Below are 18,798 nucleotides of genomic sequence, written 5' to 3' on the forward strand. Positions count from 1 at the left end.
GACACGTCGCCCCAGTTTGATGTACAGCCTGACTGCGCGGATGCGGTCTGCGTATGAATACATGAACTACCCTCCAGGTAGTCCAGGATTTTGTCCGCATCCCCTTACTGCGTAGCCCGGGTCAGGGTTCCGCGCAAATCAACAACCAGTGCAAACGGCGGAACACGACGCGAGGCAGCGCGCCCGCAAAGCGCAATATCGCCGCCGCGAAGCAGAAGCACTGATGCGTGCTACACAAATCACCTCAATTGCACAAATAGCCCCGGACCACCAGGGCCTTTTATGCGCAGAACGGCTCGCTATCGTTTGAGCTCATCGCGCGCCGGGCGGCGTAACCGTTTGGCGCGGTCAATTTTGGAACCGCTTGATCTCCGTCCGAAGCCTGCGCGTATCTGCTCGGCACCTAGGGTATATTAGGTGACGAAGACAATAACCAGATCAAAGAAAATCCGGGGGCGCGATGGCGGCAAGCACAACACAAGAGTATGTGGCCGAAAGAGGTATCACGTATCTATTGCATTTCACCAGACTATCCAACCTCGCATCCATCCTTCGACACGGGCTGGTGCGTCGCAGCAGGTTGGACGGACGGAATGTCGCTGGCATAGTGAATGATCAATACCGGCTCGACGGTACTGACGCCGTATGCGTGTCAATCGGCTTTCCCAACTACAAAATGTTCTACCGTTATCGGCGAGAAAATCCACAGGAGGACTGGGTAGTAGTTGTTATCGATCCCTCGGCTCTCTGGACGTTGCCATGTGCCTTCTGCACCACGAACGCAGCGGCCAACCGCGTATCGGCCATCCCCATCATTCAGCGATTCGGGCTAGCTGCGTTTCAGGCCATGTACAACGACTTCGACGATAAAATCCGGGCGAACCTGAATTTGAAAGACCACCTGCCGACCAATCCGCAGGCAGAGGTATTGATGCTGGAAGGCGTTCCGGCTGCGTACCTCCGGGGCGTTGTGGTGGCGAACGATACAATGAAAGCGCAGGTTGAGGCACTGTACCCGGGCCTTCAAGTGTGGAGACACGAAGGGTTTTTTTCATACCGCCACGACTACGCCCACTGGCCGCAACCGCAAGTATAGACATGGCCACACGCCCGATATTTACGCCGTCCCTGAGCGGTCCATTGCTCGTCTCGACCGAGCTTATTGAGTTCCATTGGTTTCCCGGGATGGCAAAAAGCCAAGCTCAGAAGTCGATCGATTCGCTTCATCAGAAGGCGACGGAACGACTGCACGTCGATAGCGTGCTAGAAATATCCAGCAAGTCCAAGGACGAGCACGGCGTCAAGCTGAGCGCTTTCAATCTGATGATAAAGACGCCACGTCGAGAATACAGTTTGGAGTGCGCCTATCAAGCCAGCAAGGTTTTTGAGCGCGGCGGCCCATTCAAAGACCTTCTCGATGTCAAGTCAATTGATGCGAAGCGCGATCCGCGCCTCACCCAGTTCGGCAGACTGGTCAAATTCCAGTGGTACGGTAAGGACTGGCCGCTTCAACCGCGAACTGCATTCTATGATTGGCTTTACATCAACGCTCTGCACAGGCAGCCCGAACTCGCTCAAATTGTTTTGACGTACCGCGCGTTCTCTGACATTGCATTCAACCCCGAGCGCTCAATCAACTGCCAAGCATACGCGGCTGCTCTCTATGTGTCGCTGTACGAACGCGGACTGCTAACAGACCACGTTCTGAAAGATCAGGACAAGTATCTTCGCGTGATCGACACGGGCGCGGTCAGTAACGCCCACGAAAACACGCTTCGAAACAGGTCGTTACTCGATTAGATACATCGCCAGAGAAAGTCAATGCCCTTGCCGTGCAGCGCCTGGTTTAGTGCCAGAGGAACTTATCGGGATGAAAGGCCGTTTGCAAGACAGAGACGGAGATAGCTGAATGGGTCGACAACCGCCGGATGTTCCGCAGATTTCTACGATGCCTGATTTTCGCAATGCAGCATGCATGACCAACGTCCGCCGCTGAATCCGAATGCCCGAAATTTCTCGATATCCGCGCCCTGCCCCAATATATATTTTTCGCCTCAAAAAATATGTATTCAATTGCTCCACTTTTGCGGAAAAACGGCTCTTTCTGTAGGTCGGCTGTTGGTAAGAGTGCTGAGCCGAAGAAAATCTCTCAATACCTACTCCTCTCCTTTGCTGGCGGCCTTTTCAGGGTTTTCATTCAAAATGACAAAACCTTTCGAATACCCCTCGAAACCGGTTTCGCTAGCGTATATCTAAGGCGACGGCTCGAATCCGGTACTGCAATAACAACTCGACCAACTTTAAGAGTACCGGTACTCTTAAATTACCCTAACAGTACTGTGGTTAACACCGTGCACATCCGAGCCTACATGAGAGCATCCACCCAGTAGCAAGACGCGCAGCGAGCCAAGGGGGCATTGCAGGCGTTCGCCAAGGATCAAGGGGTCAGGGTCGCGGCTTGGTATTGGGAAAATGAGTCAGGCGCTAGTCTGAAACGCCCAGAACTCTTCCGACTACTGGATGACTGCGAAGCCGGGGACGTGCTACTTCTGGAGCAGGTTGATCGACTCTCCCGGCTGAACGAGGCAGACTGGCTCAAGCTGCGGGCCGACATTGAAGCGCGGGGCGTGCTGATCGTGGCTCAGGACTTGCCGACATCGTGGACGCCGCTGAAGCGCGACGAGTCCGGCGAGTTCATGCGACGCATGATGGGCGCTGTGAATGGGATGCTTTTGGACATGCTTGCGGCTGTCGCCCGCAAAGACTACTTGGACCGTCGCCGCCGTCAGGCCGAGGGCATATCGAAAGCCAAGGCCGCAGGCGCCTACAAGGGCCGCGCGGTCGATACGGAGAAGCGCTCCGCGATCCGCAAGTCACTCGACAAGGGGCTATCGTGGCAGTGGATTCAAACCAATCTTGAATGCTCCCGAGCCACGATTGCATCCGTGTCAAAGGATATCAGGCAGTAGCGTTGCCACACGGCGGGACCGCAGCGTTGTGACGACGACATGCATCGACAGTCGTAGCCGGGCCGGGTACTTTTTAGACCTTCCCGAGCCGATGTTCGCGTAGCCTCAATCATTCCGCTTGTGTGCGTGCGAACAGAGAACGGTGGCGGTGGTTTGAACCTCAGGAGGATGATTCAACAGGACTTCCTTTTCTGCCTACTCAGAGTCTTATGGACCAATCTGTGACAGTTGGCGCAGAGACATTGGAGGTCGCTGAGAGTGGTGTTGTGCCCTTCCGCCATTTCGCTGACGTGAACGGCAGAATGATGAACTTCGATGCATGCCTCGGCCTCTTCGGCTTCGTAGTGCGCCACTGGGTCGAGGCCGCAGCGTTCGCAATTAAGCCGTCCGTTGTGTGTTCGACGATATTCCGCCTTCTTTGCCCTCGCGAGGCCGGGTTTCCGTTCCCGTTTCATGTGAAATCTCAGCCTGACTCCGCCCTCACGCCATTCTTGGTCGCTGTAGATTTCACTGTCGGGAGACTCATGCGCCTCACCCTTGCGCACAACCTGATAACCCGCCTCCCGCAACAGGGTGAAACACAACCCCCCAGCAGTGAAATGTTTCGGTTCGATCGGTGCGCCATCAAGTGCCATCGAAAGTGCGAGTCCAAAGACGGCTTTAGGCGGAAGGAGGCGGCCGCCGTCAGCGATCAGGTCGTAGTCAGTTGACGGGCCAAAGGCATCATCCTGCGCATTGCCCTCAATGAATTGCTGCACCGCACGAAAGACATACTCGGGCGTTGCGCGGCGCAGCATCTCAGCGGGTAGCCTTTCCATGCTCCGGAGGTCTCCTTCAACCGCTTCCCCCCCAAGCCTAGTAGCCAAGTCCTCACTCGCCCCACCGAAGCCGGTTTCGATTCTGATGCGCTTCGTTGAGTTGCCGCCCGTCGCGCTGGAATCCGGATCGCCACGAACACCTTTCATGCGACTGCTCAACAGGCTGCAAATTCGCTCTGGCGACAAACTTCCTTCGGATTCACCCAAAATCGATCGTGCTCCAAGGGGCAGTGACTGGACGGTAGAGCTGTCGACCCATACGCCCAAGATGGGTATAGCGGCCTGCGAGAGTCTGCTGGTCAGCAGGAGGAGCGCCTTCGCATAGTCGGCATTTGCTGCCCCACGCCGCCCTTTCGCTCCCCCACGGCTGTGCAGGATGATGTCCGCGCCGTCCACCGAGAAACGCGCATCCAGTTGCGAGCCGCCTTCGTCGGTCACTTGGAACATGCTTGCCAATTCCACTCCCCCCGGTAGTTTTGTCTGAGTTTAACTCTGGACCGCACTCTGCGAGATCGTCCACGAGCGGCGCTTGAATGGACTCCATAGGCGTAACCGTCACTGTTTGAAATCGAAGTCTTAAAAATCACATTAAATAATGTGTATTTCCCACAAAAAGATGTGTAAACTGTCAACGAGAGCAGGCTAGAATGCCGCATGACCTACGACGAGTTCCAAAGGCAGCTTGGGAAGGCCGGGATTACTATCCGTGAATTCGCGGAACTGCTACGGATGAATCGCAATTCCGTGACGAACTGCGCCATGCGAGGAGAGGTACCGTCTCACCTTGCTGTCATCGTTACTCTCATGGCAGAACTGGCGGAACGGGGCGTTGATTTTCGCCCCCCCTTGCGGCGCGTCGGGATTGAGCCAAAAAGGCCAAGAGGCGCGGGACACAAGGGACGCTTCGGCGGCGATAGGCAGACTGACCTGCCATTAGAAAACAACGGAAGTGAGTAGATGAATAACATCGAGCTTTTTGCCGGCGCCGGCGGTCTCGCAATGGGGATGACTAGGGCTGGATTCGTCCATGACGCAGTTGTCGAATGGGATGCCGATGCCTGTCAAACCATTCGAGACAATCGTGCCCACTATTCAGGGCAAGGCGAGGCGTTCGAGCTTTTCGACGACGACGCGCGTAAATACAACTACGATGCGCACAAGGACCTGATAGACGTTATCTCCGGGGGCCCACCTTGCCAGCCATTCTCGATGGGCGGCAAACACGGAGGGGATACTGACGCTCGGGACATGTTTCCCGTTGCCATTGAATCCATCCGACGCATTAATCCTAAGGCCTTCATTTTTGAGAATGTAAAAGGATTGTTACGTGAGAGTTTCGCGAGCTATTTTGAGTCGATCACTCTGCAGTTGACGTATCCGGATGTCGTTCGCAAGAAGAACGAGACGTGGCTTGAGCACTTAGCTCGACTTGAACGGATCCACAGTTCCGGAAGGCGCATTCCAAAATACAAGGTTTTTTTCCGACTGCTCAACGCCGCTGACTATGGAGTACCGCAGAAGCGCGAGCGTGTTTTCATCGTGGGTATTCGCGCAGACCTTGGTGTCGAATGGTCATTCCCTGAGCCGACGCACTCGGAAGATGAACTGTTGGTTGCAAAGTATGCGACTGGTACCTATTGGGACAAGCATGATGTTCCTAAGAGGCAACGCCCACTGCCACCTGATAGGCTGAAATCGCGAATTGCCAAGCTTGCTGCAAGAAGTGCCTTGTGGACTCTCCAGCCTTGGCAGACTGTCCGTGACGCAATTGCAGGCCTTCCAGACCCTCAAACCAAAGAGGCTGCGAAGTTCCACAATCACGTCTTCAACGGCGGCGCTAGAACGTATCCCGGACACACGGGTAGTCCGCTGGATGAGCCAGCAAAAACATTGAAGGCAGGCGTCCACGGCGTTCCAGGGGGCGAGAACATGGTCGCCTATCCCGATGGCTCGGTCCGCTACTTCACTGTCCGTGAAGCGGCGCGGCTTCAGACGTTTCCCGATTCATATCGGTTTCATGGATCTTGGTCGGAAACTATGCGCCAGCTTGGGAATGCCGTTCCGGTTCGTCTTGCAGAAATTGTGTCCCGATCCGTGGCCGACGTACTAGGACACGCAGCGGTAAAGGCTACGATTGCAAAACATAGACCGGTCCGCGCCTTTCTCGCTTAGCATCCAGATCGACTGCAACTTGATGAGTTGAAGAGGCGGAAACTGCCTAAACAAAGGCGGTGATCTAAGGTTCGTAGTGAATGAGCGTGCCGTGTCTGTACGTGCGTTGCTCTTTGTACAGGATCATATGGCTCGGGAACGCCGTAGACTGCCATCCGGGCAGAGCTCGCGTAATCAATTTAACGAGCTCCGCCGCCGGCATATCGGCGGCTGGAACGATCACCGTCGCTGTCCGGTGGTCTGGATGTCCCTTAGTGAAATGTGCAAATTTGTCACCGCCAAGATGTTCAGTCTCGTAGCGGATGAGATATGGCAACCTCTTAGGATCCTTGAGCGCGACCAGCAGATTTAACACTTTCCACTCGCCGGGCGCCACCCAAGTGCACGGCCAGTCCTCCTTGATTGGATAGCGCATGTCGAAGCCGTCCGGTGCCTTGTTGGTAAGTTCACGATTGCGGCCGGGGTCGTGCGGACCGAAACCGTTGCCATTCCACTCGCATAAACCCGGTCCTTTCTTCTTGTGATGGCGAATCATCGAAGTTTCAGGCGCCAATGTAGTCCAGTTCTCGTGCACATAAAGACACTTGAAACCAATATCGTCGACGTTAATCCCGCGCCGTCCGCTAATTTTCAAACGGTGCTCGCGCAACCGATCCGGAAGACTGTCGGCCTTCCCTACGTATACCAGTAAGCCAGCATGATAAAGATGATAGATGCCTTGGTCATCGACCAACGTATCGAGGGCGACGGTCGTAAGCGCTCCGATTGTTAATTTATCGAAAGCGGCTTCAAGTTGGGACGATAAAGCGTGGATTATGTCAATTTCGAATTTCGCCGAGTGCATAGGGTCGCCGGAGATGTTCTTGAGACTACGTTGCTGGAAAGCCGGATGCTACCCATTATCATGGCCACACACTAGAAACGGTACTTCCTGACGCATTCGTATGGCCCAAGAAGTTGGTGACTCGACGAAGCACCTCGGCGCAATCGCCAAGCTCGCACTCCCACAGGACGAAGGTCTCCCAACCTAGCTTGTTTAGCGCTGAGATCTTCCGTTCGTCCCTTTCCTTGTTGCCGTTAAGTTTCGCCGTCCAGAAGTCGACCCTCGTCTTGGGGATACGGGCAAGCGCACATCGTTCATGGCGATGCCAGAAACAGCCGTTAACGAAAATCACTTTCTTACGGCTAGGGAAAACCAAGTCGGGAGTCCCGGGGAGGTCCTTGCGATGCAGTCGATATCGGTAGCCCGCATGATGCAAGAGCCTACGCACTAGCATTTCAGGGGACGAGTGCTTATTGCGCACTCGAGCCATTATTTGGCTGCGAGTCGCCTGATCCACGGTATCTACCATATCGGCCTCTCGGGGCGCGGCCTCTGCAATGCAGCCTACGTCATTCTCCAGGGAAAGCGTCCCAGAGCGTCAGTTGCTTGTAGGTCCGGCTAGCCGTTGCGGGATCGACAAGATTCGGCAAACGCATGCTGGAGGCACCGCTGCGCACTTCAGTGATACGCTCTCGGAACAAGTTGCAAAACGGATGTGTCGGGCGACCGTTTTCCGCAACACTAAGTCCACCTTTCGCGTGTTCGTGCTTGTGATCGTACTGGAGGCCTTGTTTGAGGTCTACAACGCCGCCGCAAATCTCGCACTTGATTGCCGAGTTCAGGAGTTCGCGAACATTGATTTCAATCCGGTTTCCTTTGGAAAACGCACGGGCATTGCTAGCTCTCACACGAGGCATAGATTTGGCTCCGAGAATCTGCCTGATCTTTTCGTCGGTGTCGTCAACAGGCAAGCCCCGTTCGGAAAGCAGTGCTTCCACGAGTTTCTGCAACACTGTCGCCACAGCTCCCAACGCCTTTAGACCTGCACCGCTCCTGTGCTGCACTTCCGCGATTTCATCCTTGAACCGAATCAGGACCTCTTCTAGGTCGCCCCGAATGGCAGACACGGCGATCTTCCGTTCTTGTATTTGCGTATCGTCACCAGACAAAAGCCAATGGCACCAGCCATAGAAAAGGCCTCGAACGAAAGTCGCTTTCCGGTTGTACCAGTAGATCAGCGGCACCACGGACAGCGATCGAGAGTCCGTGTTTTTCCCGCCCAAATGGCCCAGCTTCCTTTCCAGCAGGGTCAGCAACATGTCTGCATTGAAGATGATTTCCTCAACGTCTGCTGACGAATCTTTCGCCAACAATTGCGGAAGGCGCTCGCCACCCACGGCACCGCCCTCCACCAAGAGTGGCAAGAGTTCGATGAGGTGCTGATGTGGGCGGAAATGCCCTGGCGCCACAACGAAGGGCACATTGATATCAAGAATCTTGGCATCGAACGGCGGGACGAACAGCAGATGGTGCAAAGCGCTGCACCGATCACTGAACCCCTCAAGCTTGTCGCGAACACCTTGGGACAAGTGCTGCTCATCGGGTGGCTCAGGCCAATAATGGCCGGATGCGCCAGCACTCGCGATACTCATGATGACCCGGCTAAGACTTCCGTTCCGATACTCAATGAGAAGCTGTTCAACGTCGTCCAGGGGTTCGCCCTGTCGATTAATCGCGAGGAACGATTCCTCTGCAGCCTCATAGTCCCCGTCTTCCCATTGCGCATGCAAAGTCCTGCTGGAGTCCACCATGTCGGAGTGGAACATTGCCATGTCAAATTCGCGAGGGCGCATTAACGCAAGAGGCGCCCCCCCTTTGCGAGCAATCCCCTTCCACTCTACGTGGGCGGCTTCGAACTCTGAAAAAGGCCCGATCCTCTCATTGACCAGTAGTCGTGCTGACTGGGCCGCCGCCTGAATCTCTTGTAGGTTCTCGTTCTTGTCGTAGAAATCGCCGGCTCTATCGCCCCAGTCATCAATCATCCAAGCTCGAAGGACGGATAGACGGTGCGCTCCGTCAAGCACATACACCAATCCATTCTCACTACTACGCCACAGAATAATTGATGGGATGATCCGCCTGCGAATTACCGCGCTCAGAAAAGTGACGCATGCCTCCGGATCCCAAGCACAAGTGGCCCGCTGGAAATCGGGTTTGACGAGCCGATCAAACCAACCATCCTTTTGCCGAATGTCATCAAAGCGGATATTGCTATCAGATCGACGACCGGCGACGCTGCCGCTGTGCTCTAGGCCGTTCACGACTTTGCTTCGATAGCGCAAACTCTGTCGGTTGATCAGGTGATCAAGGTGCACTCGGGGACCCGTGGCCATCGTCGTTCTTCCGTTAAGGGACAAGGTAAGAGAAACGAGATTGTAGGGCGTTATAACCGCGTCCGTCTCAAATCCGGTGATGTCCCACTTTCGTAACGCGATGCAGATTTGATTTTCCGGAACGGACGCCAACGCGGATTACTCTCACGGGACGCCTACGTCCCGGGCTTCGTAGTCGGCTAGCGACTTTAAGAATGCCTCGACGTCAGCAGTGCCCTGCCAACCGGCCAGGGATCGGATCGTGGGACGCTTCGCGGCGATGCCGATCGGAGGATTGACCCTGCCGCAGACCCTATGTCATTCTTGCCGTTAGACAGGCACCCGCTTGTCACCCTGATGTCACCCGGCGGGGTGTCAAACCAGACGACGACGGAGCAGCGCCCGAATGAAAAAACCGGCCTAAGCGACCGGTTTTAAAAGGAATTCTTTGGTGGAGCGGATGAGGATCGAACTCACGACCTTCGCATTGCGAACGCGACGCTATGCTATCCGGCTGTCCGTAAGCAACCTTCAACTCCGACGCCCCCAACCCATACTGCAATCGGGGCAGGACTTTTCTTGCTCAGATAGGTCAGTCGCACAAACTTAGTCCCACAGTCGCAAAACTGTGGCGCCAGTCGCACATACTCTGGCGCCCTACGTCTACTGACTTCTTTAAACATCAATGTTCCCAGCCCGTAGCGCATTGGACTCAATAAAGGCTCTGCGCGGCTCCACTTCGTCGCCCATCAATGTAGTAAAGATCCCGTCGGCAGCGATTGCGTCTTCGATCTGCACACGCAGCAAGCGTCGCACGTTGGGATCCATCGTCGTCTCCCAAAGCTGCTCGGGATTCATCTCACCGAGGCCTTTGTAGCGCTGCTTCGAAACATTGCGTTCAGCATCCGCGATCAACCACTTCATCGCGCTCTTAAAGTCGCTAACAGCCATGCTCCGCTCACCGCGCTTGATAACAGCGCCCGCCCCAATCAACCCCTTGAACGTATTCGCGGTATTGACGAGCTGCTGGTAGTCCGCCGTCAGCTGAAACTCCTCATCAATCACAGACTTCTTCACATTCCCGTGATGCCACCGCTCAACCCGCAGCGACCGCAGTTCCCTTACCGGGTCATACATCGGATACACCCGCACTTCCGGCTTCAGCGCATCATCCCGCAGCTTCGCCTCAAGTGCCTTAGCCGACACTTCCGTCGAAGCCTCGCTAGACAGGTCAATCGTAACCCCATCCATCACAGCCTCAAGCGCATTCGCGTCGTACAGCCTGCTCAGCCGCTCAACCACCCCTTGCGCGAGCAAATACGAACGAGCGAGTTCACCAAGCGCGTCGCCTGCAATAGGCGTAGCGCCTTCAGACGCGATGAGTTCCGAACCATTCAAGGCAAGGCGAAGCATATGCGCATTAAGCTCAGCCCCATCCTTAAGATACCGCTCATCCTTACCCGCCTTAACCTTATAAAGCGGCGGCTGCGCGATATAGATATACCCACGCTCGATCATCTCCGGCATTTGCCGATAGAAGAACGTCAACAGCAGCGTCCGGATGTGCGCGCCATCAACGTCCGCATCCGTCATGATGATGATGCGGTGATACCGCAGCTTATCGAGGTTGTAATCCTCTTTACCGATGCCACAACCAAGCGCAGTAATCAGCGTAACGATCTGCTCAGAAGACAGCAGCTTGTCGTAGCGCGCCTTCTCAACATTAAGCACCTTACCGCGCAGCGGCAGAATCGCCTGGAATTTACGATCACGCCCTTGCTTAGCCGACCCACCTGCAGAGTCGCCCTCGACGATATAAATCTCAGACTTAGCCGGATCCTTCTCCTGGCAATCAGCCAGTTTCCCAGGCAGCCCAACCCCATCAAGCACGCCCTTGCGCCGCGTCATTTCCCGCGCTTTACGCGCCGCATCCCGAGCGCGAGCAGCATCAACAATCTTCCCGCAAATAATCTTGGCATCCGTCGGCGTCTCAAGCAGAAACTCCTCAAGCGCCTTAGCCACAATTTCCTCAACCGGCGCCCGCACCTCCGAAGACACCAACTTATCCTTCGTCTGCGAACTGAACTTCGGCTCCGGCACCTTCACCGACAACACGCACGAAAGCCCTTCACGCATGTCATCACCCGAAGTCTCAACCTTCGCCTTCTTGGCAATCTCTTGATCGGTAATGTACTTATTGATCACGCGCGTCATCGCCGCACGCAACCCGGTGAGGTGCGTCCCGCCATCCCGCTGCGGAATGTTATTGGTAAAGCACAGCACGCTTTCGTTGTAGCTATCGTTCCACTGCATCGCCACTTCAACGCGCACGTTATCCTTCTCTGCGTCGACGTGAAAAATCGTCGGATGCAGCACGCTCTTGGTCTTGTTGATGTACTCGACAAAACCCTTCACGCCGCCGCCAAACGCAAAATCATCTTCCTTACCCGAGCGCTGATCGGTCAACCGGATCCGCACGCCGTTATTCAGGAACGACAACTCGCGAATCCGCTTGGCGAGAATATCGTAGTGGTATTCGACGTTGCCGAAGATCGTGTCATCGGCCATGAAGTGCACTTCCGTGCCGCGGTTCTCCGTATCGCCCACCACCGGAATCGGCGATACGCGCTCGCCGTTCACTTCCTCGATCACGCGGTTCTGCGGCACGCCGCGATGAAACTCCATGAAGTGTTTCTTGCCGTCGCGTCGCACCGTCAGGCGCAGCCACGACGAAAGCCCGTTCACGCACGACACACCCACGCCGTGCAAGCCGCCCGACACCTTGTAACTGTTCTGATCGAACTTGCCGCCCGCATGCAGTTCCGTCATCACGATTTCCGCGGCGCTGCGCTTCGGATCGTGCTTGTCGTCCATCTTCATGCCCGTCGGAATGCCGCGGCCATTGTCGGTGACGGAAATCGAATTATCGGCGTGGATAATCACCTTAATATCGTCGCAGTAGCCGGCCAGCGCTTCGTCGATCGAATTGTCCAGCACTTCGAATACGAGGTGGTGCAAACCGGTGCCGTCTGACGTGTCTCCGATGTACATACCCGGTCTCTTGCGCACCGCCTCCAGACCCTCAAGGATCTGAATCGACGAGGCGCCGTAGCTGCTGTTATCGGGTTGGGTATGGTTCGTTTCACTCATGGGTTCCTTCCGGTTCTGCGTACTGCTGGGATACTGCAAGGGGTATTTTCAAAACACCATAAAAACGCCAAAGGGGCGATGCGCCCCTTGGTCTGTTCTTATTGTCGGTGGCGTCAGATGCGCATTGGCATCACCACATATTTGAATTCGTCGTTCTCTGGAATCGTAATCAGCGCACTCGAACTCGCGTCGCCGAGGCTCACCTGCAACATGTCCACCTTCAGGTTCGCCAGCACATCCAGCAGATACGTAACGTTAAAGCCGATGTCCACGCTGTCGCCTTGATACGCGATTTCCAGTTCTTCCTGCGCTTCTTCCTGGTCCGCGTTGGTCGACATGATCTTCAGCTGGCCCGGCTCGATAATGCAGCGCACGCCCTTGAACTTGTCCGACGTCAGAATCGCCGCGCGTTGCAGCGAGCGCTGCAGTTCTTCGCGGCCGATCACAAACGAATTCTTGTGCGACTTCGGAATCACGCGCTGGAAATCGGGAAACTTCCCTTCCACCAGCTTCGAGACTAGCTCAACCTGGCCGAAGCGGAATTTCACCTGGGTCGGCGCGATGTCGATCTTCAGTTCGTCGTCGATGTCTTCGAGCAGACGCTGCAGTTCGAGAATCGTCTTACGCGGGATGATCACTTCCTGGCGCGCGAACGAGCCTTCGATCTTCATCGACGAGTACGCGAGACGGTGGCCGTCGGTGGCAACCGCCATCAGCTGGTTGCCGTCGACCACCAGCAGCATGCCGTTCAGGTAGTAGCGGATGTCCTGCTGGGCCATCGCGAAATACACCATGCCGAGCAGCTGGCGGAACGTCTTTTGGGGAACCGCGAGGTTCGCGCCGAAGTCTTTAGCTTGCGATACGGTGGGGAACTCGTCGGCGGCCAGCGTCTGCAGCGCGAAGCGGCTCTTGCCGGACTGCACCGTCAGACGCTTGTCGTTCAGCGTCAGCGTGACTTGCCCGTCGGGCATCGCGCGCAGAATGTCGAGGAGTTTTCTTGCTGCAACCGTCGTCGCGACCGATTCGCCGCCGACGCCGAAGTCGCCGTGCGTCGTGATCTGGAGCTCGAGGTCCGTCGAAAGGAACGACACGTCAGGGCCGTTCTTGGTAATCAGCAAATTGGCGAGGATCGGCAACGTATGGCGGCGTTCGACAATGCCACTCACGGTTTGCAGCGGCCTGAGGAGGTTATCGCGTTCGGTCTTGACCAGTTGCATAGAGTTCCTTCGTTGATGTGTCGGCCTGCTCGCATCGCCTGACCGCTTCGATGCGCATGGCCCCGGCCCCCCGCCGGCGCCCCTACCGCGCCGGTCCGGCGTCACTCGTCTTACTCTCCACCCTCCCGTTAGAGGCCGGGCGGGCGGTTAAACCTATATTGTGCCTGAAAAAGGTAGCGCTTCCCTAAATTGGGGACGTTCAGCGAAATAAACAGATCGTTTTGGGCGGTCTGTCGGCGGTTCGTTGAGGGGTCCCTGAGGGGCTCGTGCTGGTTAAGGTGCTCGGGCTTGCGGTGTCGCTTTGTTAGCCCTTGAGCGTCTGTTCGAGCACGTGTAATTCGTGGTTGAGCTGCGCGTCTTTGCTCCGCTCGTCGGCGATCTTGCGCACCGCGTGCAGCACCGTTGTGTGGTCGCGGCCGCCAAACAATTCGCCGATCTCCGGCAGGCTCTTTTGCGTCAGCTCCTTCGCCAGGTACATCGCGATCTGCCGCGGCCGCGCGATGTTCGCCGGGCGCTTCTTCGAATACATGTCCGCGACCTTGATGCTGTAGAAGTCCGCGACCGTTTTCTGGATGTTTTCCACCGAGATCTGGCGGTTCTGCACCGTCAGCAGATCTTTCAGCGCTTCCTTCGTCAGCTCGATCGTGATCTCGCGGCCATGGAACTTCGAATACGCCAGAATCTTGCGCAGCGCGCCTTCGAGTTCGCGCACGTTCGAGCGAAGATGCTTCGCCACGAAGAATGCGACGTCTTCGCTTAGGCTCACGCCTTCCGATTGCGCCTTGCGCATCAGGATCGCGACGCGCATCTCCAGTTCCGGCGGCTCGATCGCCACCGTCAGGCCGGAGTCGAAGCGTGAGATCAGGCGGTCGTCGATGCCCGAGATTTCTTTCGGATACGTGTCGCTGGTGATGATCACCTGCGCCTTGTTCGCCACCAGCGCTTCGAACGCGTAGAAGAACTCTTCCTGCGTGCGCGATTTGCCCGAGAAAAACTGGATATCGTCGATCAGCAAAAGGTCGAGCGAGTGGTAGTAGCGCTTGAAGTCGTCGAAGGCTTTGCGTTGGTAGGCCTTCACGACGTCCGATACGTATTGCTCCGCGTGGATGTAGCGGATCCGCGCGCCGGCTTTGTCCATCAACAGCTGGTTGCCGATCGCGTGGATCAGGTGCGTCTTGCCGAGGCCCACGCCGCCGTAGAGAAACAGCGGGTTGTATGAGATGCCCGGGTTGTCCGCCACCTGAATCGCCGCGGCGCGCGCCAGCTGGTTCGCCTTACCCGTGACGAAATTGTCGAAGGTGAGCACCGGGTTCAGCTTCGAGCGCTCGTACATCGAATCGGTTTCGCCGTTGCTGCCCGCGGCGCCTTGGCCCGGGCGCCACGTGCGGCGCGCGGCGGCGGCTTCGTTCGCGTCGAGGCTCGGCAGGTCGAGGTCGGCTGAATCGTCCGCCGATCCGTTGTGTTGCGACGAATGCTGATTTTGTTGATGCGCGTGGCCGGCTGCGTTGCCGTTCGGGCCGTAGCCCATGCCTGCTGATGCGCCGTTGCTGTTGCTCATGCCGCCGCCCGCGCCGCCATTCGACGACGACGCGACGCGCGCGGCCTGGGCCGCCTGCACGGCGCTGACCGCCGCGCCAACCGCTGCTACGCCCGAGCCGCCTGCGCTCAGCGCCGACGGACGTGCCGAAGCCGGCGCCGCAGCGCCGCGCATCGAAGCCTTGGGATCGAGAACGAACTGCACGTCGATCGGCGAGTGCCAGAAATCGCGTGCCATATCAGTGATGCGTCCGGAAAACTGGCTCTTGACCCAGTCGAGCTTGAACCGGTTCGGCGCCGCGATGCTCAGCGTATTCGCGTCGGCGTCGAAAGCGACAGGGGCCAACGGTTTGATCCACGTCACGTACTGCTGGGGCGTCAACTCGCGCTCCAACAATGCGGAACAGTGTTGCCAGAATTCGTTCATCAAGTCGCTGTCGTTATGGTTGCACCGCGCATCCGCCGCTGCTCTTGTCACCAACACGCGACGAGACCCGAAGCAGCCGGACGAAACAGCCCCACACGCTTGTGCCACAAGGGTTTGCGGCAGTGAGCGCGGTGGAGCGGCAGGCAGGATTCTTGGGATGTAAGGCGAGATTCTAAACCCAAAACGACCCGTGAAGTTGAGTTATCCACAGGGCACGATCATCTCGATGCGAGCTGCTTCCGTCGTCTGACGGGCAGCTAAGCTATTGACGACCAAAAGAAAACCGGTTTAAATAGCGGGTTCCGCACGAACCAATTTCCAGAACCCTCGGCCCGTTACACGCGCAGTACCGTTTTCAGGCACTCCGTGACGTTCGCGAGCGGTTATTTCACAAGAAAGTGAGAGCAACATGAAACGTACTTACCAACCTTCCGTTACCCGTCGTAAGCGCACCCACGGTTTCCGCGTTCGCATGAAGACCGTCGGCGGCCGCAAGGTCATCAACGCACGTCGCGCGAAGGGCCGTAAGCGCCTCGCGATCTAAGCGGGCTCTGTCGTCTAGCGGTTGCGCGCTGTGTCGGAAGCCCGCGAAGCCAAGGCGGGGTCGGCAGTAGCGCCGCAGCAGAACCCAGTTCAGTTGCACCACGCGCAAGCCGCCTTCCCCAAAGCCGCCAGGCTGCTGAAAACGGATGAATTCTCATCCGTTTTTCGTTTGCGCCCGTGGCGGCGAACGCCGCATTTCGTTGTCTACGCGCGGCCCACGGGGAATGACGCCCGGCTCGGGCTCGTGATCGGCAAGAAGTTCGCGGCGCGCGCAGCCACGCGCAATCTGATCAAGCGGCAGTCACGCGAGGCGTTTAGACTGCGTCGCGCGGAGTTCAGTGGCTGGGATGTGCTGCTCAGGCTGCATACGCGCATCGACAAGAAGGCGTTTCCAAGTGCGGCGTCGTTGCCGCTGAAAGCGCTGGCCCGCGGGGAGATCGAAACGCTGCTGGATAAGGTGGCGCGGGAGATCAAACGACGTGAGGCGATGCCGGTTCCGGTTCCGGTGGATTCCGAGCCAGGTGCGAAGCCGGAGGAGCGTAGCAAGCCGTGACCCCCATGCCCTCGGCCGGTAGCAGTCGGCTCTTACAGTTGGGCGGCGCCTTCCGGCCGCACTAGCCATGCAAACGGTACTGTTCGCTTTACTGCGTTTCTACAAAGTTGCCGTGAGCCCCATGCTCGGCAGCCGGTGCCGCTTTTATCCTTCCTGTTCTGATTACGCCCGCGAGGCAATCCAGTATCATGGCGCCGCGCGTGGTACTTACCTCGCCGCCAGGCGCTTGTGCCGCTGCCACCCGTTTTCGGCCGGCGGCGTCGACCTAGTCCCGCCTCCCATTTCTGAAAAGCGCTGATGCGCCATCGCATCGACACTGAGACAACGCATGGATATCAAACGCACCGTCCTATGGGTCATCTTTTTCGTATCGGTTGTCATGCTGTTCGACAACTGGCAACGCTCCCATGGACGCCCGTCGATGTTCTTCCCGAGCGCGACGCAGACGCAAACTGCTAATAAGTCCGCCGCTCCGGGAACGACTACGCCGGGGACACAGGCTTCGGATCTGCCGAATACCGCGCCGGGCGCTGCGCCGGGTAATACCGCGCCGGCTGCCCAGAAGGCTCAGTTGCTGCCGTTCAGCACCGACGTCTATAGCGGCGACATCGATACCCTCGGCGGCACGCTGTCGAAGCTGACGCTGGTCAAGCAGGGCGACGGTGGCAAGCAGCCGGATCTCGTGATCACGCTGTTCGATCACACCGCGGATCACACGTATGTGGCGCGTACCGGTCTGTTCGGCGGCGATTTCCCGAACCACAACGACGTGTTCACGCCAGTGCCGGGTCAGCCGCATGACCTCGCGGCCAACCAGAACACGATGAAGATCAGCCTCGAGTCGCCGGTGAAAGGTGGCGTGAAGGTCGTCAAGACCTACACGTTCACGCGCGGCAGCTATGTGATCAACGTCGATACCAAGGTCGAGAACGTCGGCACCACGCCGATCGCGCCGACCGCGTATATGGAACTGGTGCGCGACGATCAGCCGGTCGAAACGCCGCGCTTCTCGCATACGTTCATCGGGCCGGCGGTTTATACGGCTGAGCATCACTTCCAGAAGCTGTCGTTCAGCGACGTCGACAAGAACAAGCAGGATTACGCGACGTCGGCCAACAACGGCTGGATCGCGATGGTTCAGCATTACTTCGCGTCGGCGTGGATTCCCGCGGATGGCGTGAAGCGCGATATCTACGTCAACAAGATCGATCCGAAGCTGTATCGCGTCGGTGTGACGCAGCAGTTGCCGACGATCCAGCCGGGCCAGTCTTACGATGTGTCGGCGCGCCTGTTCGCCGGTCCGGAAGAAGAGCGCATGCTCGAAGGTATCGCGCCGGGTCTTGAACTGGTGAAGGACTATGGCTGGGTGACGATCATCGCGAAGCCGCTGTTTTGGCTGCTCGAGAAGATCCACAGCTATGTCGGCAACTGGGGCTGGTCGATCGTGCTGCTCACGCTGCTGATCAAGGCGGTGTTCTTCCCGCTGTCGGCGGCCAGCTACAAGTCGATGGCGCGCATGAAGACGATCACGCCGCGTATGCAGGCGCTGCGCGAACGCTTCAAGGGCGATCCGCAGAAGATGAACTCGGCGCTGATGGAGCTCTATAAAACCGAGAAGGTGAACCCGTTCGGCGGCTGTCTGCCGGTGGTGATCCAGATTCCGGTGTTCATCTCGCTGTACTGGGTGCTGCTGTCGTCGGTGGAAATGCGCGGCGCGCCGTGGATTCTGTGGATTCACGATCTGTCGCAACAAGACCCGTTCTATATCCTGCCGGTGCTGATGGCTGTGTCGATGTTCTTGCAGACGCGCCTGAACCCGACGCCGCCGGACCCCGTTCAAGCCAAGATGATGATGTTCATGCCGCTCGCGTTCTCGGTGATGTTCTTCTTCTTCCCGGCCGGTCTGGTGCTGTACTACGTGGTGAACAACGTGCTGTCGATCGCCCAGCAGTACTACATCACGCGTATGATGGGCGCCGGCAACAAGAAGCCGGCCTGACGCTGACGCGGAAAGCCTTGAGGGAGCGGGGCGCTTCGTTCCTTCAGGGCCTAACGAAAAAGCCGCGACTTTCGGGCGGCTTTATCGGATCGCGAAGCAAGACATAGCAAAGCAAAACGAAAACCCCGCACTGTTCATCGCAGCGCGGGGTTTTTCGTTTGTGCGACAGGTTTTCTACCGCGTGAACACCGTACAGCAGCCGATCTTCGCCGGCTTGCC

The 18,798-nt window shown here is 57.3% G+C and carries 14 protein-coding genes, 1 tRNA gene and 1 pseudogene; 8 read left to right on the forward strand and 8 right to left on the reverse strand.

Translation table 11 applies throughout. The annotated features are described in order from the left end of the window. Positions 1 to 460: 460 nt before the first annotated feature. From ACYVNQ_RS00425 to ACYVNQ_RS00435, 3 genes and pseudogenes are all read left to right on the forward strand, one after another. Positions 461 to 1,096 carry a DarT ssDNA thymidine ADP-ribosyltransferase family protein gene (locus ACYVNQ_RS00425; protein WP_460900167.1) on the forward strand — a complete coding sequence of 212 codons (636 nt, stop codon included), beginning with the start codon at positions 461 to 463 and terminating at the stop codon, positions 1,094 to 1,096. A 2-nt stretch (positions 1,097 to 1,098) separates the two neighbouring features. Beyond that, positions 1,099 to 1,800, forward strand: coding sequence for a DarT1-associated NADAR antitoxin family protein (locus ACYVNQ_RS00430; RefSeq protein WP_460900168.1), 702 nt, complete (start codon positions 1,099 to 1,101; stop codon positions 1,798 to 1,800). A gap of 608 nt (positions 1,801 to 2,408) precedes the next feature. Continuing rightward, positions 2,409 to 2,969 (forward strand): annotated as a pseudogene (locus ACYVNQ_RS00435) (recombinase family protein); the annotation flags it as partial. Positions 2,970 to 3,142: 173 nt separating this feature from the next. Here the strand turns inward: ACYVNQ_RS00435 and ACYVNQ_RS00440 are convergent. After that, complete coding sequence (locus ACYVNQ_RS00440) at positions 3,143 to 4,234, reverse strand: HNH endonuclease (RefSeq protein ID WP_460900169.1); 1,092 nt, start codon at positions 4,232 to 4,234, stop codon at positions 3,143 to 3,145. Positions 4,235 to 4,744: 510 nt separating this feature from the next. Here ACYVNQ_RS00440 and ACYVNQ_RS00445 point away from each other — a divergent pair. Beyond that, a complete protein-coding gene (locus ACYVNQ_RS00445) occupies positions 4,745 to 5,959 on the forward strand; it encodes a DNA cytosine methyltransferase (protein WP_460900170.1) in 1,215 nt (404 codons plus the stop codon). Positions 5,960 to 6,023: 64 nt separating this feature from the next. Here ACYVNQ_RS00445 and ACYVNQ_RS00450 read toward each other — a convergent pair whose 3' ends face one another. From ACYVNQ_RS00450 to dnaA, 7 genes are all read right to left on the reverse strand, one after another. After that, positions 6,024 to 6,803, reverse strand: a complete 780-nt coding sequence (locus tag ACYVNQ_RS00450) for an Eco29kI family restriction endonuclease (RefSeq protein WP_460900171.1) — start codon at positions 6,801 to 6,803, stop codon at positions 6,024 to 6,026. A 58-nt stretch (positions 6,804 to 6,861) separates the two neighbouring features. Then, positions 6,862 to 7,311, reverse strand: coding sequence for a very short patch repair endonuclease (locus ACYVNQ_RS00455; RefSeq protein ID WP_460900172.1), 450 nt, complete (start codon positions 7,309 to 7,311; stop codon positions 6,862 to 6,864). Between the two features lie 40 nt (positions 7,312 to 7,351). Continuing rightward, a complete protein-coding gene (locus ACYVNQ_RS00460) occupies positions 7,352 to 9,175 on the reverse strand; it encodes an HNH endonuclease signature motif containing protein (RefSeq protein ID WP_460900173.1) in 1,824 nt (607 codons plus the stop codon). 428 nt (positions 9,176 to 9,603) lie between these two features. Further along, a tRNA-Ala gene (locus ACYVNQ_RS00465) sits at positions 9,604 to 9,701 on the reverse strand. Positions 9,702 to 9,829: 128 nt separating this feature from the next. Beyond that, positions 9,830 to 12,304, reverse strand: coding sequence for a DNA topoisomerase (ATP-hydrolyzing) subunit B (gene gyrB / locus ACYVNQ_RS00470; RefSeq protein WP_460900174.1), 2,475 nt, complete (start codon positions 12,302 to 12,304; stop codon positions 9,830 to 9,832). A gap of 113 nt (positions 12,305 to 12,417) precedes the next feature. Continuing rightward, complete coding sequence (gene dnaN / locus ACYVNQ_RS00475) at positions 12,418 to 13,521, reverse strand: DNA polymerase III subunit beta (protein ID WP_460900175.1); 1,104 nt, start codon at positions 13,519 to 13,521, stop codon at positions 12,418 to 12,420. A 304-nt stretch (positions 13,522 to 13,825) separates the two neighbouring features. Beyond that, entirely contained in the window at positions 13,826 to 15,484 is a 1,659-nt protein-coding gene (gene dnaA, locus ACYVNQ_RS00480; protein WP_460900176.1) for a chromosomal replication initiator protein DnaA, read from the reverse strand. Positions 15,485 to 15,893: 409 nt separating this feature from the next. Here dnaA and rpmH point away from each other — a divergent pair, with 409 nt between their 5' ends. The 4 genes from rpmH to yidC all read left to right on the forward strand — a co-directional run bounded on the left by rpmH (position 15,894) and on the right by yidC (position 18,579). Continuing rightward, positions 15,894 to 16,028, forward strand: coding sequence for a 50S ribosomal protein L34 (gene rpmH, locus ACYVNQ_RS00485; protein ID WP_133649748.1), 135 nt, complete (start codon positions 15,894 to 15,896; stop codon positions 16,026 to 16,028). A 21-nt stretch (positions 16,029 to 16,049) separates the two neighbouring features. After that, a complete protein-coding gene (rnpA, locus tag ACYVNQ_RS00490) occupies positions 16,050 to 16,580 on the forward strand; it encodes a ribonuclease P protein component (protein WP_460900177.1) in 531 nt (176 codons plus the stop codon). 67 nt (positions 16,581 to 16,647) lie between these two features. Beyond that, complete coding sequence (yidD, locus tag ACYVNQ_RS00495) at positions 16,648 to 16,878, forward strand: membrane protein insertion efficiency factor YidD (RefSeq protein WP_460900178.1); 231 nt, start codon at positions 16,648 to 16,650, stop codon at positions 16,876 to 16,878. A 30-nt stretch (positions 16,879 to 16,908) separates the two neighbouring features. Next, positions 16,909 to 18,579, forward strand: a complete 1,671-nt coding sequence (gene yidC, locus ACYVNQ_RS00500) for a membrane protein insertase YidC (RefSeq protein WP_460900179.1) — start codon at positions 16,909 to 16,911, stop codon at positions 18,577 to 18,579. The last annotated feature ends 219 nt before the right edge of the window (positions 18,580 to 18,798 follow it).

This window comes from Paraburkholderia jirisanensis (assembly GCF_054782355.1).

Coding starts and splice junctions, on each gene's coding strand:
- ACYVNQ_RS00425 (WP_460900167.1), top strand. CDS start 461: ATGGCGGCAAGCACAACACAAGAGTATGTGGCCGAAAGAGGTATCACG.
- ACYVNQ_RS00430 (WP_460900168.1), top strand. CDS start 1,099: ATGGCCACACGCCCGATATTTACGCCGTCCCTGAGCGGTCCATTGCTC.
- ACYVNQ_RS00440 (WP_460900169.1), bottom strand. CDS start 4,234: ATGTTCCAAGTGACCGACGAAGGCGGCTCGCAACTGGATGCGCGTTTC.
- ACYVNQ_RS00445 (WP_460900170.1), top strand. CDS start 4,745: ATGAATAACATCGAGCTTTTTGCCGGCGCCGGCGGTCTCGCAATGGGG.
- ACYVNQ_RS00450 (WP_460900171.1), bottom strand. CDS start 6,803: ATGCACTCGGCGAAATTCGAAATTGACATAATCCACGCTTTATCGTCC.
- ACYVNQ_RS00455 (WP_460900172.1), bottom strand. CDS start 7,311: ATGGTAGATACCGTGGATCAGGCGACTCGCAGCCAAATAATGGCTCGA.
- ACYVNQ_RS00460 (WP_460900173.1), bottom strand. CDS start 9,175: ATGGCCACGGGTCCCCGAGTGCACCTTGATCACCTGATCAACCGACAG.
- gyrB (WP_460900174.1), bottom strand. CDS start 12,304: ATGAGTGAAACGAACCATACCCAACCCGATAACAGCAGCTACGGCGCC.
- dnaN (WP_460900175.1), bottom strand. CDS start 13,521: ATGCAACTGGTCAAGACCGAACGCGATAACCTCCTCAGGCCGCTGCAA.
- dnaA (WP_460900176.1), bottom strand. CDS start 15,484: ATGAACGAATTCTGGCAACACTGTTCCGCATTGTTGGAGCGCGAGTTG.
- rpmH (WP_133649748.1), top strand. CDS start 15,894: ATGAAACGTACTTACCAACCTTCCGTTACCCGTCGTAAGCGCACCCAC.
- yidD (WP_460900178.1), top strand. CDS start 16,648: ATGCAAACGGTACTGTTCGCTTTACTGCGTTTCTACAAAGTTGCCGTG.
- yidC (WP_460900179.1), top strand. CDS start 16,909: ATGGATATCAAACGCACCGTCCTATGGGTCATCTTTTTCGTATCGGTT.